The sequence below is a fragment of the Luteimonas rhizosphaerae genome (assembly GCF_002849595.1).
Taxonomy (GTDB): Bacteria; Pseudomonadota; Gammaproteobacteria; order Xanthomonadales; family Xanthomonadaceae; genus Luteimonas; species Luteimonas cellulosilyticus.
The window spans coordinates 42407-68892 of the sequence record NZ_NRQR01000024.1 but is presented as its reverse complement, the minus strand read 5'-3'; the positions used below and the strand labels follow the sequence as shown (position 1 = coordinate 68892).

The 26486-nt window shown below is 67.4% G+C and carries 32 protein-coding genes and 1 pseudogene; 25 read left to right on the top strand and 8 right to left on the bottom strand.

From position 1 onward, the window contains the following. Positions 1-14 precede the first annotated feature (14 nt). Entirely contained in the window at positions 15-518 is a 504-nt protein-coding gene (locus CJ022_RS12090) for a DUF2059 domain-containing protein (protein WP_101926900.1), read from the bottom strand. 101 nt (positions 519-619) lie between these two features. On the opposite strand from CJ022_RS12090, the gene arfB reads away from it, so the two are divergent. From arfB to CJ022_RS12050, 12 genes and pseudogenes are all read left to right on the top strand, one after another. Next, positions 620-1030 carry an alternative ribosome rescue aminoacyl-tRNA hydrolase ArfB gene (gene arfB, locus CJ022_RS12085; RefSeq protein ID WP_101926899.1) on the top strand — a complete coding sequence of 137 codons (411 nt, stop codon included), beginning with the start codon at positions 620-622 and terminating at the stop codon, positions 1028-1030. A 12-nt stretch (positions 1031-1042) separates the two neighbouring features. After that, positions 1043-1651, top strand: coding sequence for a lysophospholipid acyltransferase family protein (locus tag CJ022_RS12080; RefSeq protein WP_101926898.1), 609 nt, complete (start codon positions 1043-1045; stop codon positions 1649-1651). Positions 1652-1679: 28 nt separating this feature from the next. Then, positions 1680-2756 (top strand): hypothetical protein, encoded by a 1077-nt coding sequence (locus CJ022_RS12075; RefSeq protein WP_101926897.1) that lies wholly within the window; start codon positions 1680-1682, stop codon positions 2754-2756. 117 nt (positions 2757-2873) lie between these two features. Continuing rightward, positions 2874-5027 carry a peptidyl-dipeptidase Dcp gene (gene dcp / locus CJ022_RS12070; RefSeq protein WP_101926896.1) on the top strand — a complete coding sequence of 718 codons (2154 nt, stop codon included), beginning with the start codon at positions 2874-2876 and terminating at the stop codon, positions 5025-5027. Positions 5028-5317: 290 nt separating this feature from the next. After that, complete coding sequence (locus CJ022_RS12065; RefSeq protein ID WP_101926895.1) at positions 5318-6058, top strand: toll/interleukin-1 receptor domain-containing protein; 741 nt, start codon at positions 5318-5320, stop codon at positions 6056-6058. A gap of 80 nt (positions 6059-6138) precedes the next feature. Then, positions 6139-6312 (top strand): annotated as a pseudogene (locus CJ022_RS17790) (transposase); the annotation flags it as partial. 139 nt (positions 6313-6451) lie between these two features. After that, the gene (locus tag CJ022_RS17785; protein WP_425490858.1) at positions 6452-6673 is read left to right on the top strand and encodes an IS3 family transposase; all 222 of its coding nucleotides are present in this window, start codon (positions 6452-6454) and stop codon (positions 6671-6673) included. A 7-nt stretch (positions 6674-6680) separates the two neighbouring features. Then, a complete protein-coding gene (locus tag CJ022_RS16820; RefSeq protein ID WP_159744536.1) occupies positions 6681-7355 on the top strand; it encodes a hypothetical protein in 675 nt (224 codons plus the stop codon). 40 nt (positions 7356-7395) lie between these two features. Continuing rightward, complete coding sequence (locus CJ022_RS16815; RefSeq protein WP_143703957.1) at positions 7396-7914, top strand: hypothetical protein; 519 nt, start codon at positions 7396-7398, stop codon at positions 7912-7914. 200 nt (positions 7915-8114) lie between these two features. Next, positions 8115-8297: a hypothetical protein gene (locus tag CJ022_RS16810; protein ID WP_143703956.1), complete on the top strand. Its 183-nt coding sequence runs from the start codon at positions 8115-8117 to the stop codon at positions 8295-8297. A 195-nt stretch (positions 8298-8492) separates the two neighbouring features. After that, entirely contained in the window at positions 8493-8972 is a 480-nt protein-coding gene (locus tag CJ022_RS12055) for a T6SS immunity protein Tdi1 domain-containing protein (protein ID WP_101926893.1), read from the top strand. A 151-nt stretch (positions 8973-9123) separates the two neighbouring features. Continuing rightward, positions 9124-9411, top strand: coding sequence for a hypothetical protein (locus CJ022_RS12050; RefSeq protein ID WP_158238410.1), 288 nt, complete (start codon positions 9124-9126; stop codon positions 9409-9411). Between the two features lie 166 nt (positions 9412-9577). Here the strand turns inward: CJ022_RS12050 and CJ022_RS12045 are convergent, their stop codons facing one another. Continuing rightward, positions 9578-10477: a tetratricopeptide repeat protein gene (locus tag CJ022_RS12045; protein ID WP_158238409.1), complete on the bottom strand. Its 900-nt coding sequence runs from the start codon at positions 10475-10477 to the stop codon at positions 9578-9580. A 404-nt stretch (positions 10478-10881) separates the two neighbouring features. Between CJ022_RS12045 and CJ022_RS12040 the strand changes: the two genes are divergently transcribed. The 5 genes from CJ022_RS12040 to CJ022_RS12020 all read left to right on the top strand — a co-directional run bounded on the left by CJ022_RS12040 (position 10882) and on the right by CJ022_RS12020 (position 13593). Next, on the top strand, positions 10882-11445 hold the full coding sequence (locus CJ022_RS12040; protein ID WP_101926890.1) for a YdeI/OmpD-associated family protein: 564 nt from the start codon (positions 10882-10884) through the stop codon (positions 11443-11445). 78 nt (positions 11446-11523) lie between these two features. Beyond that, positions 11524-11919, top strand: a complete 396-nt coding sequence (locus tag CJ022_RS12035) for a GFA family protein (RefSeq protein WP_101926889.1) — start codon at positions 11524-11526, stop codon at positions 11917-11919. 24 nt (positions 11920-11943) lie between these two features. Further along, positions 11944-12366: a YcxB family protein gene (locus CJ022_RS12030; protein WP_143703954.1), complete on the top strand. Its 423-nt coding sequence runs from the start codon at positions 11944-11946 to the stop codon at positions 12364-12366. Between the two features lie 396 nt (positions 12367-12762). Further along, positions 12763-13185, top strand: coding sequence for a VOC family protein (locus CJ022_RS12025; protein ID WP_101926887.1), 423 nt, complete (start codon positions 12763-12765; stop codon positions 13183-13185). A gap of 138 nt (positions 13186-13323) precedes the next feature. Continuing rightward, the gene (locus CJ022_RS12020) at positions 13324-13593 is read left to right on the top strand and encodes a hypothetical protein (RefSeq protein ID WP_101926886.1); all 270 of its coding nucleotides are present in this window, start codon (positions 13324-13326) and stop codon (positions 13591-13593) included. A 63-nt stretch (positions 13594-13656) separates the two neighbouring features. Here CJ022_RS12020 and CJ022_RS16805 read toward each other — a convergent pair whose 3' ends face one another. The 3 genes from CJ022_RS16805 to CJ022_RS12010 all read right to left on the bottom strand — a co-directional run bounded on the left by CJ022_RS16805 (position 13657) and on the right by CJ022_RS12010 (position 17149). After that, positions 13657-14460: a hypothetical protein gene (locus tag CJ022_RS16805; RefSeq protein ID WP_143703953.1), complete on the bottom strand. Its 804-nt coding sequence runs from the start codon at positions 14458-14460 to the stop codon at positions 13657-13659. 281 nt (positions 14461-14741) lie between these two features. Beyond that, positions 14742-15560, bottom strand: a complete 819-nt coding sequence (locus CJ022_RS12015; protein ID WP_101926885.1) for a C40 family peptidase — start codon at positions 15558-15560, stop codon at positions 14742-14744. Beyond that, the gene (locus CJ022_RS12010) at positions 15557-17149 is read right to left on the bottom strand and encodes a GGDEF domain-containing protein (protein ID WP_101926884.1); all 1593 of its coding nucleotides are present in this window, start codon (positions 17147-17149) and stop codon (positions 15557-15559) included. Before CJ022_RS12010 ends, CJ022_RS12015 begins: the two co-directional genes overlap by 4 nt. Before the next feature lie 233 nt (positions 17150-17382). Here CJ022_RS12010 and CJ022_RS12005 point away from each other — a divergent pair, with 233 nt between their 5' ends. From CJ022_RS12005 to CJ022_RS11990, 4 genes are all read left to right on the top strand, one after another. After that, complete coding sequence (locus CJ022_RS12005; RefSeq protein ID WP_101926883.1) at positions 17383-17772, top strand: GFA family protein; 390 nt, start codon at positions 17383-17385, stop codon at positions 17770-17772. A gap of 228 nt (positions 17773-18000) precedes the next feature. Next, positions 18001-18381, top strand: a complete 381-nt coding sequence (locus CJ022_RS12000; protein WP_101926882.1) for a VOC family protein — start codon at positions 18001-18003, stop codon at positions 18379-18381. Positions 18382-18480: 99 nt separating this feature from the next. Further along, complete coding sequence (locus tag CJ022_RS11995; protein ID WP_101926881.1) at positions 18481-18852, top strand: hypothetical protein; 372 nt, start codon at positions 18481-18483, stop codon at positions 18850-18852. A 112-nt stretch (positions 18853-18964) separates the two neighbouring features. After that, a complete protein-coding gene (locus CJ022_RS11990; protein WP_101926880.1) occupies positions 18965-19357 on the top strand; it encodes a nuclear transport factor 2 family protein in 393 nt (130 codons plus the stop codon). Positions 19358-19377: 20 nt separating this feature from the next. Here CJ022_RS11990 and CJ022_RS11985 read toward each other — a convergent pair whose 3' ends face one another. Then, positions 19378-20298, bottom strand: coding sequence for a LysR family transcriptional regulator (locus CJ022_RS11985; protein ID WP_101926879.1), 921 nt, complete (start codon positions 20296-20298; stop codon positions 19378-19380). A 106-nt stretch (positions 20299-20404) separates the two neighbouring features. On the opposite strand from CJ022_RS11985, the gene CJ022_RS11980 reads away from it, so the two are divergent. From CJ022_RS11980 to CJ022_RS11970, 3 genes are all read left to right on the top strand, one after another. After that, positions 20405-21421: an aldo/keto reductase gene (locus CJ022_RS11980; RefSeq protein ID WP_101926878.1), complete on the top strand. Its 1017-nt coding sequence runs from the start codon at positions 20405-20407 to the stop codon at positions 21419-21421. Positions 21422-21508: 87 nt separating this feature from the next. Beyond that, positions 21509-22606 carry a Gfo/Idh/MocA family protein gene (locus CJ022_RS11975; protein ID WP_101926877.1) on the top strand — a complete coding sequence of 366 codons (1098 nt, stop codon included), beginning with the start codon at positions 21509-21511 and terminating at the stop codon, positions 22604-22606. A gap of 340 nt (positions 22607-22946) precedes the next feature. Next, positions 22947-23846 carry an SDR family NAD(P)-dependent oxidoreductase gene (locus tag CJ022_RS11970; RefSeq protein ID WP_199171538.1) on the top strand — a complete coding sequence of 300 codons (900 nt, stop codon included), beginning with the start codon at positions 22947-22949 and terminating at the stop codon, positions 23844-23846. A gap of 109 nt (positions 23847-23955) precedes the next feature. Here the strand turns inward: CJ022_RS11970 and CJ022_RS11965 are convergent, their stop codons facing one another. Beyond that, positions 23956-24894 carry an alpha/beta fold hydrolase gene (locus tag CJ022_RS11965; protein ID WP_101926876.1) on the bottom strand — a complete coding sequence of 313 codons (939 nt, stop codon included), beginning with the start codon at positions 24892-24894 and terminating at the stop codon, positions 23956-23958. A gap of 119 nt (positions 24895-25013) precedes the next feature. Between CJ022_RS11965 and CJ022_RS11960 the strand changes: the two genes are divergently transcribed. Further along, positions 25014-25598, top strand: a complete 585-nt coding sequence (locus CJ022_RS11960) for a CGNR zinc finger domain-containing protein (protein ID WP_199171537.1) — start codon at positions 25014-25016, stop codon at positions 25596-25598. 131 nt (positions 25599-25729) lie between these two features. Here CJ022_RS11960 and CJ022_RS11955 read toward each other — a convergent pair whose 3' ends face one another. Continuing rightward, positions 25730-26407, bottom strand: coding sequence for a type 1 glutamine amidotransferase domain-containing protein (locus CJ022_RS11955; protein ID WP_101926874.1), 678 nt, complete (start codon positions 26405-26407; stop codon positions 25730-25732). Between the last annotated feature and the right edge of the window lie 79 nt (positions 26408-26486).

The following is a 26486-nucleotide window of genomic DNA, read 5'->3' as shown; positions in this document are numbered from 1 at the left end:
GTGCCGGCAGGACCTCAGTCCGCGGCGGGCGCCGTGGCCTCGAGTTCCTCGCGCAGGTCCTGCTCCAGCTGCTGCAGCATCGGCAGCAGCAGCGTCTGCACCGCGGCCATCGTGTTCTGCATCAGCAGCGGCATCTTGTCGAGCAGGTTCTGGCCCGCCGGGCTGCTGTAGAACGCGGTCATCGCCTCGGTGTCCTCGGCGGTGAACGTCTTGGCGTAGATGTCGTGGTACAGCGGCTGCAGCGCCTCCCACGACAATGCGGTCTCGATCGAACGCAACGAGGCCTTCGCCACGCGCGCCGCGGCCTCGCGCTGCTGCGGGTCGGCGTCCTGCGTGAGCTGCGCCAGCATCTGCTGCTGCGAGGCCGCGACCTGCGGGATCATCGTGGTCACGGTCTGCTCGGCGCGCATGACCTCCAGCAGCCGGTCGATCTGCGCCGCGCTCGGCGGCGCGGCGAAGGCCGCGGGAGCGGTCAGGACGAGGGCGAGCAGGGCGAGCAGCTGAAAACGACGTGCCATGTGGCATCTCCATGTCGAGGGTGGGCGCCTACTCTAGCCGCAGGCCGGCGGCACTGCCGCGCTCACCGGCGCGCTGCGTGCAGCGACTACAATCGCCGCCGATGACCACGCCGCCCGCCATCCCGGAACAGGAACTCGTCGAGCGCTTCGTGCGCGCGAGCGGGCCGGGCGGGCAGAACGTCAACAAGGTCGCGACCGCGGTCGAGCTGCGCTTCGACATCGCCAATTCGCCCACGCTGCACGAGGACGTGCGCGCGCGGCTGTTGGCCAAGCGCGACCGGCGGCTCACCGACGACGGCGTGTTCGTCATCAACGCCCAGCGCTTCCGCACCCAGGAACGCAACCGCCAGGACGCGCGCGAGCGGCTGGACGCTTTCATCGCCAGCGGCCTGCAGGCGCCGCGCAAGCGCATCGCCACGCGGCCGACGCGCGGCTCGAAGGAGCGGCGGCTGGGCGCGAAACGCGAACGCAGTACCATCAAGAAGGGTCGCGCCGTGCGCGACTGGGATTAGCGCCGAGGACGCATGAGGACACCGACCCACGATCATCTGCTTGCCGTGCCGCCGCGCGCGCCACGCGTCAAACCCAGCCGGCTCGCACGCTGGGTGGGCCGCAACATCCTCCGTCTCGGCGGCTGGCGCCTGATCGGCGAACTGCCGGACGAGCCGCGTCTGGTGCTGATCGGCGCGCCGCATTCCTCGAACTGGGACGGCGTCTGGGGCTTCGCCGCGAAGGCTGCGCTGGGCCTCGACATCCGCGTGCTCGGCAAGGATTCGCTGTTCCGCATCCCGGTGCTCGGCTGGGTGCTGCGCAAGCTCGGCGTGATCCCGGTCGACCGCAGCAAGGCCTACGGCGTGGTCCAGCAGGCCGCCGCCGCGATCAACGGTCCGCAACCGTTCTGGTACGGCCTGGCGCCGGAAGGCACGCGCAAGCGCGTCGAACGCTGGAAGCCGGGTTTCCTCAAGATCGCGAAGACCGCCAACGTGCCGATCCTGCGCATGTACTTCCACTACCCCGACAAGGTCATCGGCTTCGGTCCGCTGTTCCATCCCGGCGACGATCCCGATGCCGACATGGCCGAGATCCGCGCGTGGTACGCGCCGTGGATGGGCAAGAACCGCGGCACCGTCTGACCCGTCACCGGCACAGGGATCGCGCCGCATGGCTCCTCGCTTTCTGCTGATCGTCGCCGCGCTGCTGCTGGCCGGCGGCCTCGGGTTTCTGCTCGGCCGTCCGGGGCTGCTGACGGGGCCGGACGCCGACGCGAGCCGGACCGCCGCAGCCGATGCCCAGCGCGAGGCCACCCCAGCCGCCAGCCCGCGTCCCGCGCGCGTGGCCGCTGCCGCCGTCGACATCGCCGCCCCGTTGCCGGACCTCGACACGCCGCTCGCGCAGATCCACGACGATCTCGTGCGCCGCGCCGCCAATGGCGAGGCCCGCGCGGCCTGCCGTCTGGCGGTCGAGCACCAGCGCTGCGAAACGGGACGCACCCGGCTGCGCTCGATGGTCGCGCGCGACGCGCAGGACCCCGCGTGGCAGACGCGGCGTCTGGGCACTGCGGACTCGGACGAAGCGCGTGCGCATGTCGAGGCCATGCGCGTGCAGCAGCTGCAGGCGCGCAGCGAACAGGCGCAGTTCGTGGCGCAATGCGACGAGATCGCGCCGCTGTCGCCCGACGCCCGGGCCCGCTACTGGCGCCAGGCGGCGCTGGCCGGCCACGTGCCGTCGATGCGTCACTACGCCATCGGCAACGCCTTCCGCTGGCACGATCTGATGGATGCCCTGCCCGCATTGCAGACCTACCGGCGCGAGGCCGAAGCCATCGCCCGGCGCGCGGCCATGCAGGGCGACGCGGCCAGCATCTACGCGCTGGCGATGGCCTATGCCGACAGCGACGGCGGCCACTGGCGTCCCTTCCTCGCCCAGACCACCACGCCGGACCTCGCCCAGTCGCTCGCCTGGTTCTCGGTGCTGGCGCGGCATCCGGCGATCACCACGCTGCCCCCGGACCACCCGACTGCCCTCAACGTCGCGCGCCAGCTCGCCACGCTGCAGGCCGCGGCCACCGCGTCGGAGAGCGCCCGCGCCGCGCAGCTGACGGCGGCGGTCGTCGTGCCGGACGCAGACAGCCTGGAGCCGGGTGCGATCCGCGTGGACGGCGGCATCGACGACATCGAGCCCGGCGCCTGCAGCGACACCCGCTTCGCCGCCAGCACCCGCGCGCCCGCCACCCGCTGAACCGACCAACCAACGGCACATTCCCAGCCGCGCGCCATCGGCGCACGCTGCGCGGCTGGCGGGCCGCAGCTGCGCGGCAGACGTCAGCCCCGTGTTGTCTTTCCGGAGTTCCCTCCCATGTTGCGTACCTTGCTCCTGTCTTCCGCGATCGCGCTGGCGCTGGCCGCCTGCGGCGACCGCCCCGCGCCCGAGGCCCCCATGCCCACCACCGAAACCGCCGCCCCCGCCACGGGCGACAACGTCCTCTTCGCCGCCAGCACGCTGCCGTTCCAGGCGCCGGCGTTCGACAAGCTCAAAGACGCCGACTACCAGCCGGCGATCGAAGAAGGCATGAAGCAGCACCTCGCCGAGATCCGCGCGATCGCCGACAACCCCGAGCCGCCGACCTTCGAGAACACCATCGAGGCGATGGAGCGCAGCGGCGAACTGCTCACGCGCGCGGCCAACGTGTTCTTCATGCTGACCGGCGCCCACACCAACCCGACGCTGCAGGCCGCCGAAGAAGCGCTGGCGCCCAAGCTCGCCGAGCACAGTGATGCGATCTATCTCGATCCCGCGCTGTTCGCCCGCGTCGAAACGATCTTTGAGGCCCGCGACACGCTGACCGATCCGCAGCAGAAGCGCCTCGTCGAGCATTACCAGGACAGCTTCGTCCGCGCCGGCGCCCAGTTGTCGGAGCGCGAGGACGGCAAGCCCGCGCTGCGCAAGCTCAACATCGAGGAAAGCACGCTGTCGACCGCGTTCGGCAACAAGCTGCTGGCCGCCAGCAACGCCGGCGGCGTGTTCGTCACCGACGTGGCCGAGCTCGACGGCCTGGACGACGCCGCGATCGCCGCCGCGGCCGATGCCGCCAAGGCCGCCGGCAAGGACGGCCAGTGGCTGCTGAGCCTGCAGAACACCACCCAGCAGCCGGTGCTCGGCGCGCTGAAGAACCGCGCGCTGCGCGAGCGCGTGTTGAACGCGTCGATGACCCGCACCGAGCAGGGCGACGACAACGACACCCGCGCCACCATCCAGCGCCTGGCCGAACTGCGCGCGCAGAAGGCGCAGCTGCTGGGCTTCCCCAACTACGCCGCCTACAGCATCGCCGACCAGATGGCGAAGACGCCCGAGACCGCGCTGAAGCTGCTGACCGACACCGTGCCCGCGGCCACCGCGCGTGCGCGCGCCGAGCTGGCGAAGATCCAGGGCGTTGTCGACGCGCAGAACGGCGGCTTCACCGCCGGCGCCGCCGACTGGGATTTCTACGCCGAGCAGGTGCGCAAGGCCGAGTTCGATCTCGACGAGGCGCAGATCCGCCCGTACTTCGAGCTCGACCGCGTGCTCGTTGATGGCGTGTTCTTCGCCGCCCACCAGCTCTACGGCATCACCGCCAAGGAGCGGAAGGACATTCCCGTTTACCACCCCGACGTGCGCGTGTTCGACATCATGGACGCCGACGGCACCCAGCTCGCGCTGTTCTACCTCGACCCGTTCAAGCGCGACAGCAAGCAGGGCGGCGCGTGGATGGGCAACTTCGTCGAGCAGAACGGCCTGACCGGCACCATCCCCGTGGTCTACAACGTCGAGAACTTCACGAAACCCGCCGCCGGCCAGCCCGCGCTGCTGAGCTTCGACGACGTCACCACGCTGTTCCACGAATTCGGCCACGCGCTGCACGGCTTCTTCTCGGACACCAAATACCCGAGCCTCGCCGGCACCAACGTGCCGCGCGATTTCGTCGAGTTCCCCTCGCAGTTCAACGAGCACTGGGCGCTCGACCCCGTCGTCTTCGCCAACTACGCCAAGCACTACCAGACCGGCGAGGCGATGCCGCAGGACCTCGTCAACAAGATCGCCACCGCCCGCACCTTCAACCAGGGCTACGCGACGACGGAATACCTGTCGGCCGCGCTGCTCGACCTCGCCTGGCACACCCTGCCCGCGGGTGACGCGAAGCAGGACGTCGACACCTTCGAGAAACAGGCGCTGGCGCAGTACAAGGTGGACCTGCCGGCGGTACCGCCGCGCTACCGCACCAGCTATTTCAGCCACATCTGGGGCGGCGGTTACGCGGCCGGTTACTACGCCTACTTCGGCGCCGAAGTCCTCGACCACGACGCCTTCCAGTGGTTCCGCGAGAACGGCGGCTTGACCCGCGAGAACGGCCAGACCTTCCGCGACAAGATCCTGTCGATCGGCCATTCGCAGGACCTGCCGACCGCCTACCGTGACTTCCGCGGCCAGGACCCGAGCGTCGAGCCGCTGCTGGAGCATCGTGGGTTGAAGTGAGCTGACTGACGCGCCCTGCGCGTCATGCGGTCTGCGCATCGGGGCGGCCTTCGGGTCGCCCCGATTGCGTTGGGAGGCGTGCATATCGAACTTCTCGAAGTACTCCGCGTTATCAGGCGAATCCTGAGATAACGCGTGGAGCGAACGCGACCGATCGCTCACGCATCGGCAGCTAGCGATTGAATTCAGAACCGAGAGAGAAGCGATTGACCGCCGGCGCTTGGCCGGAACACCATGTGCATAACGCGCTTTTTGGGCGCTACTCAGTGTTATGCGCTATGGAAGCATCGATGGACATCCCTAAGGTATTCGTTTCCTACTCCCACGACAGCTTGGAGCACAAAAAGTGGGTGCTCGATCTGGGCATCAAGCTCCGCAACAGCGGCGTGGATGCAAGCTTGGACCAATGGGATCTACGGCCCGGCGACGATCTTCCTGCTTTCATGGAGAACAAGCTCCGAACGGCGGATCGTGTCTTGATGGTGTGCACGGCCCCGTATGTAGAAAAGGCTAATTCTGGCAAGGGTGGCGTCGGCTACGAGAAGATGATTGTCACGTCAGACCTGATGCGTGACATCGATTCGAGCAAGGTCATTCCAATCATCAGGCAATTCGGCACATCAGATGTGCCTACCTTCTTGAAGAGCAAGCTATACATCGACTTTTCGAGCGATGATCAAATGGAGTTTTCATTTGATGAGCTTGTGCGCACAATTCATGGCGCACCTCTGTTTGAGAAGCCTCCAATTGGAAACAACCCTTTTCAGCCGGCTTCTGAAGTTAGCCCCGACAAGACGGGCGACCCAATCAAATTGCTCATGCGCCAAGTGGTAGCCGACTTCGAGACTGGGGCGACGTACACCATCTACAAGAATCTCGTCAGCCAGGTCGGGATCTCGCGCATCTACTTGGACATTTTGATCGCCCAAGCAATCAAGCAGGACCTCATCTCTACGGATCAAGACGGTGATCTCTACCTGTCTGAACAAGGGAAGCACTACGCCATACAACATCGCCTAGTACACATCTAGCGCATAACAATTCATCCAAGCCGATGCGGTAGTTCCTTCGGTTTAGTGGACACCCTGACCTAACGATTAGGAGTGTCTTCATGCCAGCACCAGGCCCCAGAACAACCCATCGCTACAGCGATCATTTCAAGGCGACGGCCGTGCGATTGAGCGAGCTCGCCGGCGTCTCCGTACGCGACATCGCCGAATCGCTTTACATCCATCGCTTCATGCTGTCTCGTTGGCGAAAACTGGCCCGTGAGGGAGCGATCGTGACCAAGGGAATCGAACTCGACAAGACGGTGGCCGCAGAGCTCAAGGCGCTGCGCGAAGTGAAGCGGAAGTACGAGCGGTTGCAGGTCGAGCATGAACTTTTAAAAAAGCCATCGCGTTCACTTCCAATCCAAGGCCGACATCTTCGCCTTCATCGCCCACCATCCGGAAGCCGCCCCGGTAAGGTCGCTGTGCCGCCTGCATGGCGTCACCGCGTCCGATCTGTATCACCGGCACACCTTCAACAGCGACCACTCGCTCCAGGCAGCCATTCGCGGTTACGCGGATTTCTACAACCACCAGCGCCTACACTCGGCGCTCGATTACCACACACCTGCCGACTACGAACGCACTTGCGCCTAACCAGAAGGTGTCCACTTTTTCGAAGGAAGTCCTCGCCGCTTCGCGGGGCGGCTTAACTCGGCTGTTAGGGCTCACTGACATGCGACTCAGCGTAGAGAACATTCTTGCCGTTACCATACTCATGCTCGCTGAAGCGTGGTTCTTACACGGCGCTTTTAACAACAAGCCAAGCTGGGACGCTTCAATCGCCTTTGTCGGGGCAATTGCCGCTTTCTTTGCGAAAGACTACGTCAAAGACCAGCTAAATGTGGGCCAGCCCCCTCGGGATCACGACCGGGCGCTTTTCCAGAAATTCTTGACAGATTTCCCGGTCGAACCCACGTTGAACGTTTTGAAAGAGCACGACTTCGGAAACTCGTTCTGGTCTTCTCAAATAAGGCCATTCTTCAACTTCGCGGCCACATGGGGTGACGTCGATAAAGAGTTCTTAGATAGTGCGCTGGACAAAAAGCGCAAAGCACTCTTCGAGGCAGCGCAGGAGCTGAGCATGGAAATCGCAAGGCGCACGGTGCCAGTAGGAAACGGGGATAAATCCTCGGTCTTTCCCGACGCGCTTCGGGCTGAGGGGCCGCGCCCTCCCTCTGTCCTCGAGGACGCGAGCGTTTTGAACCAAAAGTCTCGTGAGTTCGTGCCGCTTTACGAAGATTTTGTTCGAGTAGGCAAGCGAAAGCTACTCGGGTGAGCCTTAACACTTACTTCAATCTTTAGGGGGAGGAAATCCGATGCTGACGACCCTTCTAGTGGCAGTCGTTTTAGTGATTGGAGCCGCTGCCGCGATGCACATTGCGGTGAATGAAAAAATGCAAGCGAGGCCTTGGCGCTTCTTGGTTCCGGCCATCACCGCGCTAACGCTAGCTTTCTTTTTCCAAGTGTCCGTCGAGAACGTTTCGCATGCGCTCACCAAGCTGCAACCAGGCCAAGATCATTTGGCTGATCTTAAGATGGCATCGAGCTTGCTCAACATCGTTGTCGGTGCCTTTTCGGGCGGCATGATTGGAGCCGCTGTATCCATGAGGGCGCAGATTCTCAATGCCAAAAAGCAAGCGTATCTATCAGCATCTTTGGCTGGGATTTCGAAAGAGCTGGAGCGCGCAAAAAGCGAGGTGGCCTCAATTGAGGCCGATACGACGCTGACTGAGTTGGAGCGGCGAGATAAGGCCGACAAGGCAAGAGAAATCGTGATTCTTCACATCTTGGATAAGCTAGATACATCAAGAGAGTTGAAGGACGTATCCCCTTAAAAAGCGATAACGGTGCGGGGTTCACTCAATTCTGGTCGAAGCGTCGCGTAACGATAACGGGGTCAGGTTAACTTAATCTTTGGAGAGCTGAAGCAATGAATATACTCGTCGCCGCCGTGGGCCTTGCTACTTCCATAGCAGCATTCAGCGCTCTTGCATCGAACGCTATTTCAACGAGATGAGCGCCTCTGGAAAGCTCGATGGAAGCGCTACTCAATGATGGTTGGCGCATTACGTCGAGCGCTATCGTGCGTGCCAACTACGAGTCGGACAGCCGGAACAGATTTACGTTCACGCTTGAGAAGTCCGCGAAGTTCGTGATCTGTATCGTGGACGACCCGGGCCCGAACAATGCCGTTTCGGCATGCAGGGCGCTCAACTGATTGCACTCGCGTAATCGATGAAAACAGGGGTCAGAGTTCAATTTTTTGGGGTTAGTACGCCGCCAGGGGCAAGGTGGTGCGTACTCCGGTAGACGACCGCACTGCGGTTGTCTATTGCACGAAGTGATCCGTCTGAGAATTCATTCACGCCGACACCGCGCCGTGGCTAGGCTTAACTCAAGTGTCAGGCCGTACATGAAGATTACTTGGCGGGAACTGGCAGTAGATCTGTCAGGTCAGTCATCTGATGACCTGATGAGGGAGTGGCGCTGGCTCGTCCCTGAAGCTTTGTCGCTTCGGATGGTTTCAGCTTTAGGTGATGCCTTCTTGGAGGATGCCTCCGGCGCCATCTACTGGCTCGACACTGGTGGAGCAGAGCTAACCCGCATAGCGGACAGCAGAAAGAAATTCGACGATTCGCGCCGGGAGCCGGAGCTAGCGGATCAATGGTTTGCACCTCAGCTTGTGGGCGACCTATTGTCTGCTGGCCACAGCCTTGGCTCTGGTCAGTGTTTTAGCTACAAGATTCCCCTGACTCTCGGTGGCGATTTCAAGCCTGACAACTTTTATGCGAGCGACTTAATAGTGCATTTTAGTGGCCTCGGTAAGATTCAGTCGCAAGTTAAAGAACTCCCGATTGGCACACCAATTTCATCAGTCGCGCTAGGTAACTAGTGCGCCCTTCGTTCTGAATGACTTCGCAGAACCGCTTCATCTGGGTGAGCGGACAGAAGATAACGGGGTCAGGTTCACTTATTTCTAGCGGGAGCGTCTCGCAAGGCATCGACTGCGAAGGGCGCGGCGCTACGTCATTCCCAGGAATCTCATGAAAAGAAGCGCCCTACATCGATGTTGTTCAGTGCTGGCCGCAGTGACAGTGGCAGGTGCGATTTCGTTCCTCATCCCCTACATCGCGGGCGCATCGAAGTTCGAAGGGAGCTCCGGATACCTGTCGGCCCTGCTCTTTCTCCCGGCGCTAGTGGGGGTCGCATTGGCGATGCGGGCCTGGGGTAGGCGACTGAGCCCGGACACACCGGCCTATCGCGCCACCCTCGTGACGTACGGTCTGCTGTCGATTCCGGCCGTCTTCGTCATCGGCACACTGCTGTTCTGACCCGGCTACTGAAGTGGTGACGTGTCGGTGCAGCCCTCGGACAGGCGACCGACGACACACCACACCCCACGCCGGCGGTCCCTTCATGCGATCAGGTCTGTGACGTGCGGAGATAACGGTGCAGATAACGGTGCCAGGTTCACTTACCTAGATGCGCCATGCGGTGCTATCTGGCCGCCTTTGACCGCAACAGATCGAGCTTCGCTTGGTAAAGCGTGCTGCTGTCCTGGTCGGCCCGCCTGCGCGCCTGCGTCAGCACCCGGATCGCCTGGCGCGTGTCGCCCTGTTGCAGCAGCGCACGGGCGAGCGCGAAGTGGAAGCGGTGTTCGGCGGGATGGAGCCGGACCGCACGCCGGTAGCGATCGACGGCCGTGTCGTAGTCGCCGGTCGCCTCGGCCTGATGGCCGGCCATGAAGTGATGGAAGGGGTCGCGCGCGAGCACGCGGGCGCTGCGCGTGCGCAGCTGTTGCGCACGGTCGGCCTGCCCCTGCCGGTCGTACAGCTGCGCCAGGTTGGCGAGTGCGCCGAGGTGATCGGGCTTGCGTGCGAGGGCGGCGCGGTAGTGCCGCTCCGCGGCCGGCAGGTCGCCCGTCCGCAGGGCCACGACGCCCGCGTTGCTCAGGCTGTCGGCCGAGTCCGGATCGAGCGCCAGCGACGTCGCCATGTACGGCGCGGCGCCGAGGTAGTCGCCGTCGATGACGAGCTCCATGGCCCGGTTGCTGAAGTACATCGCCAGCAGCACCTCATCGCGGATCGGGTTGGGCGAGGCCCGCGACAGGATGTCGTTCGACGCGACATCGATCGTGTACCGCCGCTGTTGCAAGCGCACGCCGGTATTGACGTGGTCGGTGCGCACGAGATTCGCGTTCTCCTCCCGCCAGGACAGCACTTCGTCGAGGTGGTGGGCCTGCGCGTCGAGGCCGAGTTCGCGGGCGAGCGCCAGCGTGAGGATCGTGAAGGTGAGGCAGTTGGCCCGGCGCGTCCGATAGGCCTCTTCGACGGTCAACGTGGCCGTGTGGTCGTAGGCCATCCCGAGGCCGCGCTCGCGGTCGAACAGGAAGGTCATCAGCAGTTCGAGCCGGGCCTGCGGCGATGTGCTGCGCTCGGCGACCGCCTGGCGGAGTGCGTCGTGCAGCTCCGGTGGAATCGCCATGATCTGCGCCGGCTCGGGGGGCGTGTCGCCCGCGGCGAACGTCGACGCCGGTGCCACACCGCCGATCACCAGCATTGCCGCAAGACACCAGGTCCGCATCCCGCACCTCCCGTTGCCGCGCGCCCGCAGGCCGCGGCATCGAGTCTAGACCTGCCGCCGCGGCCTGCTCGCCTGCACGGGGCCGATCCGACGGACGGTCGCCGCGTCACATGGGGAAACGGGTGTGCAGGTCCCGTTGCTCCAGCGGCCGTGCTGGCCGCAAGCTGCTGCACATCGCGCCGTGCGCCAAGGGCGCGACACCCATCGGATCGAATCCCATGTCGCCCACCTTCTTCGACACCGCCCTGCAATTCCGCGCCTGGCTGGCGCAACACCACGACACCGCGACCGAGCTGATCGTGGGCTTCCACAAGGTGGGGTCCGGCCGTCCCAGCATGACGTGGCCGGATTCGGTGGACGAGGCGTTGTGCTACGGCTGGATCGACGGCGTGCGCAAGCGCATCGACGATGCGTCGTACCAGATCCGGTTCACGCCGCGTCGTCGCGGCTCGATCTGGAGCCGGGTCAATCTCGCGAAGGTCGAAGCGCTGATCGCGCAGCAGCGCATGCAGCCGGCCGGGCTTGCCGCATACGCGGCGCGGGACGACAGCAGGTCGGGGGTCTACGCGTTCGAACGCGCGGCGCCCGCAGTGCTGGCGCCGGACGAAACGCGGACCTTCCAGCGCGACGGCTTGGCGTGGCAGTACTTCGTGGCATCGCCACCGGGCTACCGCAACCTCATGACCCACTGGATCGTCAGCGCCAAGCGCCCGGAGACCCGTGCCCGCCGCCTGGCGCAACTCATCGACGCCTGCGCCGGACAGCGGCGTATTCTGAAGTAGGCGCGCGGGCGCACCGCCGCGTCGCGCCTAGAGCGCTGCGCCGCGTCCGCGGAGCGGCCCAATCGGACACCAGATGCCATGCACATCCGTCACGCCCGTTGCAGTTGCGGTGGCCTCGCGGTCCACACCGAAGGCGAACCGGTCCGCGTGTCGGTCTGCCACTGCCTCGCATGCCAGACACGCTCGGGCAGCGCGTTCGCGGCGCAGGCGCGGTTTCCTGCAGCGCACGTCACTGTCGAAGGCGCGGGCAGGGAGTACGTGCGCGTCAACGACGAGGGCCGCGTGGCCCGGTTCACGTTCTGCCCCGTGTGCGGCGTCACGGTGCTGTACCGGCTGGAGGCGGAACCCGGCCAGGTCGCGATCCCGCTCGGCGTCTTCGCCGACCCGGCGTTCCCACCGCCGACCACGTCGGTCTACGGTATGCGGCAACACGGCTGGGTGCGGCTCGCGGACGAGATCGCGCAGTACGATTAGGCGGGGTGCATGGACGCGGAGCACATGGAACATACGGCACCGAAGATCGACGTGGCGGTCAGGTACCAGCTGCGGGAATACAAGCAGGTGCTGCGCGAGTCCATCGCGTTGCGCCACACGCTGCCCGTCACGCCGCCGAACCGCTGGTGGCCGTGGAACTGGCCCGTCTCGCAGATCGCGATCTTCGACGTGTTCGTGCCGGTGGTCTTCCGCTGGAAGATGGCGCGCGTCGGCGATTGTGCGTTCACCTTCAGTGCGTCCGGCCTCTCCCGCACGAGCCGCGGCCACACTGCGAGCCGCACCTGGGACCAGGTCGGCGTCGTGCATCGTCTGTCGTGCGCCTATCTCATCGAACTCGAGGAAGGCGGCGCGATGCCGCTGCCGTATCGCGTCTTCTCATCGGAACAGAGGCGTTTGTTCGAGGCATTCGCGCCGCGCGCCGGCTGACGTGTCAGTCAGTCTGCTTGTCGACGCCTGCGCGGCGCGGATCCAGTCGAGCGGACACGCATGGGACAGTCAAGCGGCATCTGGTTGTTGCCGACGTCGATCTGCAACGCGCAGGCAGGATCGCGCAGACGCGAACGGTACTGTCGGGAGCGCGCGCCGGACTCGGGAACGCGGGCGCCGCCGAGCCGCGTTGCAATCGCTTCCGGCGCTGCATAAGCTGACCGGGCCGAAAAAGACAGGCTGGTATGGTTAGTCCAGCCGCTCCGTTGGTGGAGCTCTGCGCCCTTGTGGCCCCGCGGCCTTGGACCGACTCGCGTCGGCTGAAGGTCGTGTGTGTGCAGTCTTCAGAAGGCGCCGTTGTCGTTCCGAGTTCTCTTACTCACTTCGGAGAGCGACATGAACTTTGGAATTACGGTCTTGACGCTGGGTGTCCGTGACCTCGAACGGGCGGTCCAGTTCTATCGCGATGGCCTGGGCCTGAACACGGACGGCATCGTGGGTGCGGAGCTCGAGTACGGAGCGGTCGCCTTCTTCGACATCCACCCGGGATTGAAGCTCGCCGCGTGGCCGCTGGCCAGCATTGCGCACGACACCGCGCTTGCGGTGCCGTCGGCCCACACGGGCGCGATCACCATCGCCTACAACGTCGATTCGAAAGCGGACGTCGACGCCGCGTTCGAACAGGCAACGGCCCATGGCGCCGAGCCGGTCAAAGCGCCGGCCGACACGTTCTATGGCGGCTATGCCGGGTACTTCACCGATCCGGACGGGCACGTCTGGGAGGTCGTGTTCAACCCGGGGTTCCAGGTCGACAGCTGACGCCACCGGCGCGCCGATGCAGCAGGGCGTCGGTGCGCCACATCGGGGACGACCCTGCCGCAACTGGACGGCGTTCCGCTCCAGGATCGGACGCGTGCCTCGCCGGCATGCGGACCGCACGACACGAGGAGAAAGACGATGCGCACGACAGAAGAGGCCGAGGCCGCATCGGACGCGCTACTGCGCGACCGGAAGGAGGCACAGCGCGCCCGGGCGACGGCACTCGCCGCCGTCCGGGGCCGGCGGTTTCCCGCCATCAAATGGCTGACCATCGGCGCGCTGTCCGGGCTGTTCACGGGCGGCGCGCTGGCTTACTGGCAGACCGGGTCGACCCTGCCCTGGAGCATCGTCGGACTGTCGCTCGGAATGGCCGTGGGCATTCTGCTGGACCGCCGACGCGCTGGTTGATCGGGTCGGCGCGGCGCATTCCCGGCCGCGACATCCACGTGGAACGCGCCCGCGATGCTCTAGTCAGCGATCAACGTCGGCAAGCGCGCAAAGTCCGGCGCAGACGTCGCTTGCGAAGGTCTGTCGAATGCTCCCTAACGCCGCGCGCAGTTCCGGCGCTGCCGCTGTCTCCACCTGAAGCGCCAACGCCGACACCTGGTGCCGCGCTGGGTAAGGCAGCATGTTTGCCACCGGCGCCGCTGCCCTGCCGAGCTCTCGCAGTAATTGCGCGTGATGCGCTGGCGTCACATTTGCGTCCGCGAGGATCTTCAAAGCGCCCAACACTGCAGCGGTTGCTCCTGCTTGAGCCTGCCGAAGCCCACCGATGCGGACTGGCGTCAGCTCATCTGTCGCCCATGTTCCGAAGGCGTCGGTCAGTAGCTGTGCTTGGACAGCGACGCAGCGCATCAGAAACGGCGCCATCGCCACAGTTTCGTCGTGGAAGCGCGTGCCGTTCTCCAAGGACAGTACCTGCATCTGACGCGCAGCCTCTGTCGGCTCTGTTTGCGGACCAATGCGCGTTTCCACTCCGAACAGCAGATAAGCGGAGTTGATGCGGTTCGCCACGTCACAGATGGCGGTAACAGCGCCGAAATCGCCAGCTGTGTACCGATCCTGAGCGAGAAGACGCGGGCTGGCCATGCGATCGAACACACTGGCCACGGCCGGATCGGAAAGCCGCGGCATATCGTTGCGCTGCCGAGATTTGGCGACCATGGTACTGAACCGCTCGCCGGCGGCAATGACAGCGCTGGCATCAAGCGAGGATGTCTGATGAGCAGCCAATGCTGGCGCGCCTACCAATCCGAGTAGCGACAGGACAACCATTCCGGCAGTTCGATTCCGCGTGCAAAGTCGACGCGCGGAACCGAGCGAATCGGCTGGCCGTCGCTGATACCCAGCGGCGCATGACTGCGTCGCAAAAAAACGCAGAAACCTAGGTATTGGACGCTTTCCTTGGAAACGCATTTGAAACTCCTGATTCCAACGTATTGCTGGCCTTGCCTCGCTAGAGCGGAACCTGTGGGCGTCGGTGGTGCTCGTCAAAAAGTGATGATGCTTCGACGCGCGCGCAGAGGCGACGGATCCGGGTCGCTCCGGATCGCTGGCTAGGCCGCCACCGTCAATGGCAACCGCCCCAGTCGCCGCAGCTGCGGGCTGGTCTCCAGGTCCACCGGCATCACGTCGCGCGGGCTCGGGCGCAGCACGGGTGGCATGCCGAGCGTGGCGACGGCCGTGGTGCGGCTTGCGCGCAGGCGCGCGAAGGATTCGGTCAGTGCATCCTCGCTCGCGCCCATCGTGGGGTCGGGGGACGGCGCGGCCAGCGCCGCGTGCGTCTTGCCGCTGGCCTCGCGCCATTCGCGGATCAGTTCGGCGACATCGATCTTCGGGAAGGGCAGGTCCAGCTGCGCGCTGACGATGAGCGCGGGTGCCAGGTCCGCGGCGAGGAAGCTGCGGTAGACCAGCTCGCTGCAGACCATGTGCGACGGGTCGTCGGCGATCAGATGCTCGACGAGTTCGCGCAGCAGCCAGCGGACGCCGGCGTCGGCGGGAATGCGGTTGCGCAGCGTCGCGAACACGGCCATCTGCAGCAATGCGTCCAGCGGGTAGGGCACGTCGAGACAGTCGACCGCGCCTTGCACGATCGCCGCGCGTTCGGTGTCGTCGAGCGGTTCGCCGCTCGCGCGCGTCGGGCGCAGCACGTCGATGAAGTCGTAGTACGCGCCCTGCGCCAGCCGGGTGGCCAGCGGCACGCGACGCGACACCGGCGCCGCGGCTTCGATCAGCATGCCGTCGTCGACGAGCACGGCGGCGTGGCTGTAGGTGGAGTCGCCGAACCACGCGATCAGGTCGGACACGGGGCCGATGCCGCGCATCAGCAGCACGTCACCCGGGCGCAGCGTGGCGGGATCGATGGACGGGGTCATGCAGGCTCCGGGTCGAGAAGGGTGAGGGCGTCGGTGTCGAGCACGATGCGGTTCCGGCCCGCGTGTTTGGCGCGGTAGAGCACGGCATCGGCGCGTTTGAACAGGCTGGCGACGTCGTCGCCCGGGCGACGTGTCGCCACGCCGATCGATACGGTGAGGCCGACCTCGCGCCCGCCGACCTCGCGGCCTTCGGTTTCCACCACCGTGCGCAGCGATTCCGCGACGCGCAGTGCGGATGCTGTGTCCGCGCCGGCCAGCACCAGCACGAATTCCTCGCCGCCGTAGCGCGCGACCAGATCGCTGGCGCGCACGTGGCGGCGCAGGATGCCGGCCATCGCCTGCAGGCAGGCGTCGCCCACGTCGTGGCCGAAGCGGTCGTTGACCTGCTTGAAGTAATCGAGATCGACGAACAGCACCGACAGCGCCTGCGCGCCCGAGGTCGAGCTGTCGAGCAACTGCGCGGCGCCGGCGTCGAGCTGGGCGCGGTTGGGCAGGCCGGTCAGCGGATCGGTCATTGCGCTGAGGCGCGCGGACGCCATCTCGCGCTCCGCATACCGGGCCGCGCGCGCGGTGGCCAGCACCAGGATCAGCGCGCCGGTCGCATCGGCGGCGGGATGCAGGTATTCCAGCCAGTCGGGCGTGCCGGCGTAGCGCATGAAGTACACGGTGCGCACCATCGCGACGACCGAGACCAGGCCCCAACCGATGAGGAAATACAACGCCTCGCGATCGCCGGCGATCGCGCGCCGCAGGCCGATGCCGAGGGTGGTGAGGCCGAGTGCGAGCAGCAGCAGGTTGACGACCGCCGGGGCCACCGTCGTCATCGCCGAGGCTGGCGCGAACGGAATCAGCACCACCAACAGTGCGCACGCGGCGAGCGTCAGCTTGTAGGCGCGGGCGATCCGCGGAAACCGCTCGCCGACCTGCAGTAGCGCGAACAGGAATGCATAGACCGACAGCAGGCCCAGGCTGATGACCACGCCCGCGACGCGCATGGCATGTGCCGGCGGGAGCCACGGTGCGAGCGCCACCACTTCGCCGCGCATGACCACGAGATACACCGCGACCGAGAGCACCCACACGCAGAACAGCAGCAGCATCCAGCGCCGCAGCGCGAACGCGAAGATCGCCGCCACCGTGGCCAGCAGCAGCTGCGCGCTGAGGACGGCGCTGCTGAAGCGCACGCGCGAGTAGTCTGCGGTGAGGTAGGCCTGCAGCGGCTGCGCCTCGACGCGCATCGGCTGATGGCGCGAGGACACGACTTCGATGAAGACGGGCCGGTCGAGCGCCGTGTCCGGCACCGGGATCGTCAGGCGCTGGCGTGAACCGATCTGGGTCGCCGCGGGGTCGAACGTCGCCAGCGCACGCGGCCGGTAGTCGGGCGGCGCATAGACGACGAGGCGCGCATCGTAGGCCTCGCGGATCGAGACGATCCACTCGCCGGCGTCGGGCGCCGGGCCGGCGTCGACCGTCACCCGCCACCAGCGCGCGTCGTCGCGGCGGCGCAGGGCATCACCCGCGTCCTGCCAGCCCGCGGCCGCGCGGACCGCAGCGAGGTCGCCGCGGAGGTCGCCGGGACCTCCACGCACCCGACAGCTGCCAGAAGCAGCAGCAGCGCCCCTCCCACGCCCCAGCGCATGTCTCCCCCGTTGCGGTCGGCCCGCAACACCCCATCGGCTCCGCAGCGCCGAAGTTTAGCTCGCGGTCGGGCCGATCCTGCGCGGGTTTCGCTTGGGCCGCGCGACCATCGGCCCATGGCGTGCGGACAGCACCGCCCCGCATGGGAGCATCCGGCCGCCGCCACCGAGGATCGGACCACGCCATGCCAACCGTCACCGGGACCTGCCACTGCCGGGCCGTCGCGTTCGAAGTCGATCTGATCGACGGCTTCGAGAACGTGCGGCGCTGCAACTGTTCGCTGTGCCGTCGCAAGGGCGCGGTCATGGCGGGGGTCACCCTCGACCGCCTGCGCGTGATCCGCGGCGCCGACGCGCTGCGTCTCTACCAGTGGAATACCGGCATCGCGAAGCACTGGTTCTGCGGCGTCTGCGGGATCTACACGCATCACCAGCGTCGCAGCGTGCCGACCGAGTACGGCTTCAATCTCGCCTGCATCGAGGGCGTGGATCTCGCGACCATCGGTGCGATCGGCCAGAGCAATGGCGCGGCGCAGAGTGTCGTCGAGGGCGAAGGGCCGACGCGGGCGCCGTAGCGCGTTGCCTGGCGTCGATGCCGGTCGCGCGTGTCGGGCGCGACCGGGCGGAAGCCGGCGCATGACCCCACACGGGTGCGGTCGCGCGGATCTCGACGTCGCGCGCCGACGGACGGTCGCGGATCCGTGCGGATCCGCCGCGGCCCTGCGCTAGCATCGGGCGGCGCCGCATGGCCGGTACATGCGCCATCCGGATGCACGCCAGCACGCCGTTCGCGAGGAGCCGCCATGTCGTTCAAGCCCGACGCCTACACCTCGGTCGCCCCGTACCTCGTCGTCGACGGCGCGCAGGCGACGCTCGACTTCCTGGTCCGGGTCTTCGACGCCACGCCGCTGCGGCGCTACGCGCGCGACGACGGGACGCTGCTGCATGCCGAGGCGCGGATCGACGACACCGTGCTGATGCTGAGCGAGGCGACCGCGGGGTGGCCTGCGGTCGCGGCGCACGTGCACGTCTACGTCGCCGATGTCGACGCCACGTACCAGCGTGCGATCGCCGCCGGCGCGACGCCGGTGAAAGCGCCGGCGCAGGGCGACGACGAGGACCGCCGCGGTGGATTCACCGATGCCGGCGGCACCACGTGGTGGGTCGGCACACAGGTCACCTGAGACGCCAACGCGGCGAGCGCGGCATGATCGCGTGTCCGTCGGCGCGGGCGCCGCGATACGCCCGCCCGACGACTCCGATCCATCGCACAAGGCGACCCGATGCGCATGTTCCTGTTGGTCCTCGGCTGGTCCTCGTTCGTCGGCAGCATCGGCGACGGCGCGATCGGTCTGTACGCGCTGTGGGTCGTGGCCGCGTCCGGTTGGGACGACCCCGGCCTGCAGGTCGGCGCGCTGCTGCAGGCGCATCTGCCGGCCCTGCTCTGGGTGAAGGCCGTGGCCGCCCATGTGCTGCCGGCGCATGTCGTCGCCTGGCTGTTCGCGCTGCCTGCGCTGCTCTACTTTCCCGCACGGATCGTCATGAGCGGTCTGCTCGGCTGGTGGGCGCTGGCGACGGCGCGCACGCTGGGCGCCAGGTCGCCACCGTCGCAGCGTCCGGCGCCGCAGCCGCATTCCGGGGCATCGGGCGGCTGATACCAGAATCAGCGCGCGTCGCCCGCGCCGATCCACGCCCCGATCCTCCGGCGCCCCGACGTCGCCCGACACGAACTACGCGCAGGCCACTGCGACGCACCGGACCCTCGCCATGCCGACCACCCCCGCGCAGAACAAGTCGACCGCGATGGCGTTCTACCGCCTGATGTTCAACGACGGTCGCCCTGCCGAGGCGGTGGCCCGCTATGTCGGCGCGACGTACCGCCAGCACAACCCGCAGGTCGCGGACGGTGCACAGGCCTTCATCGCGTACTTCGAACGCATGGCACGCGACTACCCGCGCAAACACGTGACGTTCAAGCGCGTCGTCGCGGAGGGCGATCTCGTCGTCCTGCACTGCCACCAGCACTGGCCGACGGACGCGCACCCGGACTGGGCCGGCATCGACATCTTCCGCTTCGATGCGGACGGGAAGATCGTCGAACACTGGGACGTGCTGCAACCGGTGCCCGTGCAGGCAGCACACGACAACACGATGTTCTGAGCGCGCGATCCGCGTCGCGGTCAGGGCACCACCACCGCATCCCGCTTCTCGACCAGGAAGTCGATCAGCGCGCGCACCTTCGACGGCATGTGCTCGCGCGAGGGCGCGTAGAGATGGAAGCCGGCGAGGGGATGCGTCCAGTCCTGCAGCACGCGGACCAGGCTGCCGTCGGCGAGCTGCGGCTGGATCGACAGGTCGACGATCTGCAGCAGGCCGATGCCCTGCAGTGCGGCGCGCACCATGGCCTGGTCGTCGTTGCAGATCAGCGGGCCGGTGACGGCCTGGGTGAAGTGGCGTCCGTGGCGGCCGCGCGCCTTGAAATCCCAGTGGTGCAGCGCGCCCGTGCCCGCGAAGCGGTAGTTGATGCAGCGGTGCGCGGCGAGGTCGTCAGGCGTTTTCGGCAGGCCGTGGCGCGCGAGGTAATCCGGCGAGCCCGCGACCGCCATCGACAGCGGCGGGCTGATCGGCACCGCGACGACGTGCGGCGCCAGGCTCTGCCCGAGCCGGATGCCGGCATCGCAGCCGTCGGCAATGATGTTCGACAGCGAGTCGGCCATCGCGAGTTCGAGCGTGACCTGCGGATAGCGCGCGTGGAATTCGACCAGGTGCGGTTCGACCAGCGCGCGTGCCGCGAGACGCGAGGTGTTCACCCGCAGCACGCCAGACGGCGTGTCGCGGACCTCGCCCAGACGCTGGACCGCATTCTCGATGCCGCCCAGCGACGGTGCCAGCGCGTCGAACAGTGTCTGCCCGGCCTCGGTCAGCGACATGTTCCGGGTCGTGCGATAGAGCAGGCGCACGCCGAGCTGTGCTTCCAGCGCCTTGACGTGCTGGGACAGCGCCGCGCGCGACACGCTCATCTCCTCGGCCGCGCGCGTGAAGCTGCCATGGCGGGCGACGTGGGCGAACCAGGCGAGCGACGGCAGTTGCGACGGATCCATCGGCGGATTGTAAAGCCGTGCTTACGACTGATGTGCGGTTTGCGGTCTTCTGGACAGCCAATCCGCTGCGTACGGTGACCACCTCGATCGGATGAGGAGACGTGTCATGCGGATGCGCACATTGGGCGACAGCGGACTGTTCGTGTCGGAGCTGTGCTTCGGCGCGATGACCCTCGGCGGCGAAGGCGGCATCTGGGGCCAGGTGGGCCGGCTGGGCCAGGACGAGGCCGATGCCCTGGTCGGCGCGGCGCTCGACGCCGGCATCAATTTCTTCGATACGGCGAACGCCTATGCCGACGGCCGCAGCGAGACGATGCTCGGCCAGTCGCTGCGCAACCTGGGCGTCGCGCGCGACGACGTGGTGATCGCCACCAAGGTGGCATCGGCGATGGGCGAGGGACCGAACATGCGCGGCGGCTCGCGCCGGCACGTGCTGGGCCAGAGCCGGGCCAGCCTGCAGCGGCTCGGCGTCGGCCACATCGACCTCTACCAGATCCACGCCTTCGATCCGGCCACGCCGATCGAGGAAACGCTCGACGCGCTCGACACCCTGGTGCGCGCCGGCGACGTGCGCTACGTCGGCCTGTCGAACTGGGCCGCCTGGCAGGTCATGAAGGCGCTCGGTATCGGCCGCGCGCGCGGACTCGCGCCGATCGTCTCGCTGCAGGCGTACTACTCGCTGGTCGGCCGCGACCTGGAACGCGAGATCGCGCCGATGCTGGCCTCCGAGCGCGTCGGCCTGATGGTCTGGAGCCCGCTGGCCGGTGGCTACCTGACCGGCAAGTATTCCAGCGGTGGCGACGGCGCCGATGGCCGGCGCACGGACCTCGATTTCCCGCCGATCGACCGCCAGCGTGGCGAACCGCTGATCGAGGTGCTGCGCACCGTCGCGCAGCAGCACGATGCCACGCCCGGCCAGGTGGCCATCGCCTGGCTGCTGCACCAGCCGGTCGTGACCACGGTGCTGCTCGGCGCGAAACGCGTCGCGCAACTCGCCGACAACGTGCGGGCGACCGACCTGCGCCTGGATGCCGCCGCGCTGGCGCGACTGGATGCCGCCAGCCGGTTACCGGCCGAGTATCCCGGCTGGCTGCTGGCCCAGTCGGACGACCGCCGCAGCTGATGCCGTCGCGCGCGGGACGACATCCACGCGCGCCCTGCCGCGCACGGCCTCATCGCTTTCACCTCCCCCAACCTCTGGAGCCACACCGTGTCCATCCATCCCTTACGCGTCGGCATCATCGGCGCCGATACCCGGGCGAGCTGGGCAGGCGCCTCGCACGTGCCTGCCATCGAGGCCCATCCCGATCTCGTGCTGGCCGCGGTCGCCACGCGCCGCGAAGACAGCGCGCGCGCTGCCGCCGCGGCGTTCGGCGCCGAGCGCTGGTACGCCGATCCGTATGCCCTGATCGCCGACGACACGATCGACATCGTCACCGTCGCGGTCAAAGTGCCGGCGCACCACGACCTGGTGCGCGCGGCGCTGGCCGCGGGCAAGGCCGTCTATTGCGAATCGCCGCTCGGCGCGACGCTGGCCGAGACCGAGGCGATGGCCGACGCCGCAGGTGCACTGCACACCGCGATCGGCCTGCAGGGGCGTGCCAACCCGTCGGTGCGGCGCGCCGCGGACCTCGTCGCGTCCGGCGCGCTCGGCCGGCTGCTGTCGGCCAACGTGCGCGCGACGACGTTCGGTTTCGGCCCGAGTTCGCCGAGCGCCTACGACTATTTCAACAAAGCGGCGTCCGGCGCGAGCTTCCTGACGATCACCACTGCACACGTCCTCGACATCGTCGAAAGCGTGCTGGGCGATTTCACGGAGGTCGACGCGCGTACCGCGCTGTTGTGGCCGCAGATCACGCTGGTCGATACCGGCGACACATCGGTGCGCGAGATCCCGGATCACATCGACCTGATCGGCGCCACGGCCTCGGGCGCGTCCGTGTCGGTGCAGGTGCTGGCCGGCGTCGAGAATGCGCCGCGATTCGTGTTCGAAATCCGCGGCACGCAGGGCTTGCTGACCCTGCGCGGCGACCACCTGGCCGGCGTGCAGGTCGGCGACCTGACGCTGTGGGCCAGCGTGCCGTTCGACGCGCCCGACGCACCGGTCGCGACGGGTGTCGGCCCGACGGCGGCGGACGTCTGGAACGGCGCGGCCATCAACGTCGGCGAGGTCTACGCCAGCCTGGCGCGCGACATCGCCGCCGGCACGTACGACACGCCCGGCTTCGCGCACGCGCGCCACAACGCCCGCCTGATCGCGGCGGTCGAGCGCGCGGCGCAGACCGGGCAGCGGCAACGCCTCGGTTGAGTGCTTGCGCCGGGCCGCGCTCGCCCGCGGGACATAGCCGGCAGATTCAAGCCCGGATGCATGCACAACTCGCCGTCTGGCAACCGCGTGTAAGTCCTGCGTAAGTCGTGACAAAGACCATCGTCCAGACCACGCACAGCTTTCCCATGTTCCAGATTGCGCTGTCACCCGTCTTCTTCCTGTCTGCAGCCGTGTCAGCGCAGAGGTCCGGGCCTGCAACGTCCGCCTGGCCTCGCGTCTGAACCCGCTGCGCAGACCGGCCAGCGGCCAACGCCTCCCCCAAGTGATCGCAGCGGGTACGCGATCGGCCCACCACAACCACGTCCCACAACGACCGGCAATGGCCGGATTCCAGGAGAACGACATGCAAGAGATCGGCAATCACGGCATCAGCAGGCGCAACCTGCTGCTCGGCGTGGCGAAGGGGCTGGCCGCAGTCGGCGCACCCGCACTGGCCGTCGCGGCGACACGTGGCCGCGGCAATGACGGCGACACGCCGCCGCAGGACCTGCGCGGCAAACGCGCGCTGGTCACCGGCGCCTCGCGCGGCATCGGTGCCGGCATCGCGCTGGCCCTGGCGCGCCGCGGCGCCGATGTCACCATCACCTATCTGCAGTCCGCGGACAAGGCCGCGGCCGTCGTGCGCGACATCGAACAGGCTGGTCGTCGCGGCCTCGCGATCCAGGCCGACAGCGGCGATCCCGCCGCAGTGCGGCGCTCGGTCGCCGAGACCGTGACGGCACTCGGCGGGCTCGACATCCTCGTCAACAACGTCGGCATCTCGCGCGCAGGCCCGCTGGTCGACATGGACCTGGCGGTCATCCAGGACGTCCTCGACGTCAACGCGCGTGCGGCGGTGCTCGCTGCGCAGGCGGCGATTCCGCACCTGGCCGGCGGCGGCCGCATCATCACCATCGGCTCCGCCCTGGGCGAGCGCGTTCCCTATCCGGGGCTGACCGTCTATTCCATGTCGAAGTCCGCGTTGCTGGCCTTCAACCGCGGACTGGCGCGCGAGCTGGGGCCGCAGAACATCACCGTGAACCTGGTCCAGCCCGGCCCGATCGACACCGACCAGAATCCGGCCGATGGCGAGTGGTCGGAGGCCAACACGCGCCTGACCGCGCTCGGCCGCTACGGCGCGCCGGCCGACATCGCCGCCGCGGTGAGCTTTCTCGCCAGTCCCGCGGCGCAGTTCATGACCGGATCCGTGGTCACGGTGGATGCGGGCTTCAACGCCTGATCGCGGGGACGCCAGGACCCGCGGGCCTGGAGGGATCGACCTGGTCCCCGCGCGGTGCCGGCGCAACGTGCCTGCGATGCCGGTGGGGCATCGCAGGCCGCGTCGGCGTTCAACGTGCGATGCTGCGATCCAGGAACTCGAGCATCGCCGCCGCGATCTCGCCGCCATGGGTTTCGAGCGCGAAGTGGCCGGCGTCGAGGAAGCGGACCTCGGCGTTCGGGTTGTCGCGCTGGAACGCCTCCGCGCCGGCCGGCAGGAAGAACGGGTCGCGCCGGCCCCAGATCGCCAGCGTCGGCGGCTGGTGCTGGCGGAAAAACGCGTGCAGCTGCGGGTACTGGCGGACGTTGCTGCCGTAGTCGAGCAGCAGGTCCATCTGCGGTTCGACACCGATCCGCGCGATCGCCGCCGAGGCCAGCTGGTAACTCTCCGGCGCGATCCGCGACGTGTCCTCGACCCCTTCGGTGTACTGCCACTGGATCATCTCGGGCGTGTTGAAGCGACGCAGCGCCTCGCGGTTGTCGGCGGTCGGGGATGCCCACGCCTTGCGCATGTCGGCCCAGCCGTCGCTGAGGCCTTCCTCGTAGCCGTTGCCGTTCTGGCTGACGATCGCGGTGATCTTCCCGGGATTCGCCACGGCCAGTCGCCAGCCGACGGGCGCGCCGTAATCGAAGACGTAGAGGGCGTAGCGGTTCAGGCCCTTCTCGACGGTAAAGGCCTCGATGACCGAGGTCAGCGTGTCGAAGGTGTAGTCGAACGCGACGCCCGGCGCGACCGTGGTCTGACCGAAACCGGGCAGGTCGGGCGCGATCACCCGATACCGCGTCGCCAGGGCCGGAATGAGCTCCCGGAACATGTGCGACGAGGCGCCGAAGCCGTGGAGCAGCAGCACGACGGGCGCATCCGCCGGGCCGGCTTCGCGATAGAAGACGCTGACGCCCCGGATGTCCGTGGTGCGGTAGTGGACCGTGGCCGCGGGGTCGGACGCCGCGGCAGACGTGGCGCCGGCCAGGAGCGTGGCGGCGGCGAGAACGAGCGGGGCGATGTGCATGGCGGGATCCTCGGAGTGGGCACTGCGCGTAACCTTAAAAATCAAATATTGAAGGTTACTATGCCGCAGGCTAGCCGCTGCGTGGTAACCTGTCAAATATATTTTTGGAGGTTATGTCGATGACCGAAGCGCGAGACGCCGCCGGGCATGTCGACCACCTGGCGCTGGATCTGCTCAATACCGAGGCGCGCAGCCAGGGCGGGTTGATCGACCACTGGGCCACGGCTGCGGACGTCGTCCGTTGGCTGGCGCGCCACGGCATCGGGCAGGCGGCCGGCACGCCGCCGCCGTCGGGCCTGCTGGCCCAGGGCCGGACCCTGCGGGCGCGGGTGCGTGCTCTGGTCGTTGCGCGCAAGGCGGGCGACCACCCGGACCTCGCGGTGCTCAACGAGTTCCTGCACCGCTACGTGACGGCACCGTCCGTCAAGCGCACGTCGGACGGCGGCTTCGCACTCGCCCGGACCGCGTGCAGCGACGCGGTGCCCGCGCTGCTCGGCCCCGTAGCCGAGGCCGCGGCACAGCTGCTGGTGGAGGGCGACTTCGCCCTGGTCCGGCAATGCGAACACCCGGACTGCATTCTGTGGTTCTACGACCGCACGAAGTCGCACAAGCGGCGGTGGTGCAGCATGGCCCAGTGCGGCAACCGGCAGAAGGCGGCGACGTTCAGGGCGCGCAGCGCGCGCGGGCCGCGGGCCTCGGCGTGACCGGATGCGCGCAGGTCCGTGCAGCCGGGCGCCCGCAGCCCGGTCGTGCCTCGCAGGCGGCGGGCGACGCACGTCCCGCCCGCGCACGCCACGCCGACGCCGCGCGACCAGCGTGAGCCTCCCGCCAGGGGTCAACGCAAGGCGGCGACCAGGCGCTGCGCGGCGGGGGCCGACGAGGCCGGGTTCTGGCCGGTGATCAGCAGGCCGTCCTGCACCACGTACGGGCTCCAGTCCGGGCCGCTCGAATAGAGGCCACCCTTGGCCTGCAGTTCGTCCTCGACCAGGAACGGCACGACCTCGGTCAGGCCCACCGCTGCTTCCTCGGTGTTGGTGAAGCCGGTGACCTGCTTTCCTTCGACCAGCGGACGGCCGTCCGGGGTCTGGACGTGGCGCAGCACGCCCGGCGCGTGGCAGACCAGCGCGACCGGTTTGTCGGCGGCGAGGAACGCTTCGATCAGGCGCGCCGACGCCGGGCTCTCGGCCAGGTCCCACATCGGGCCGTGGCCACCGGGGTAGAACACCGTGTCGAAATCGTCCGCCGAGACATCGGCGAGCATCACCGTCGTCGCCAGCGCCTGGCCCGCGTCGGCGTCGGCCTCGAAGCGACGGGTGTCGTCGGTCTGGAAATCGGGCTCGTTGCTCTTGGGGTCGAGTGGCGGCTGCCCGCCCTTGGGCGAGGCGAGGGTGATCGCGTACCCGGCGTCCTTGAACACGTAGTAGGGGGCGGCCAGCTCTTCGAGCCAGAAGCCGGTCTTGCGGCCGGTATTGCCGAGCCGGTCATGCGAGGTCAGCACCATCAGGACGTGCATCGTTGTCGTCTCCGTTGTGGACGTTGGAACGGGGGGCGGGACGTGTCCGCACCCGCCTGGCAGCGCCGTGGAACCCCGT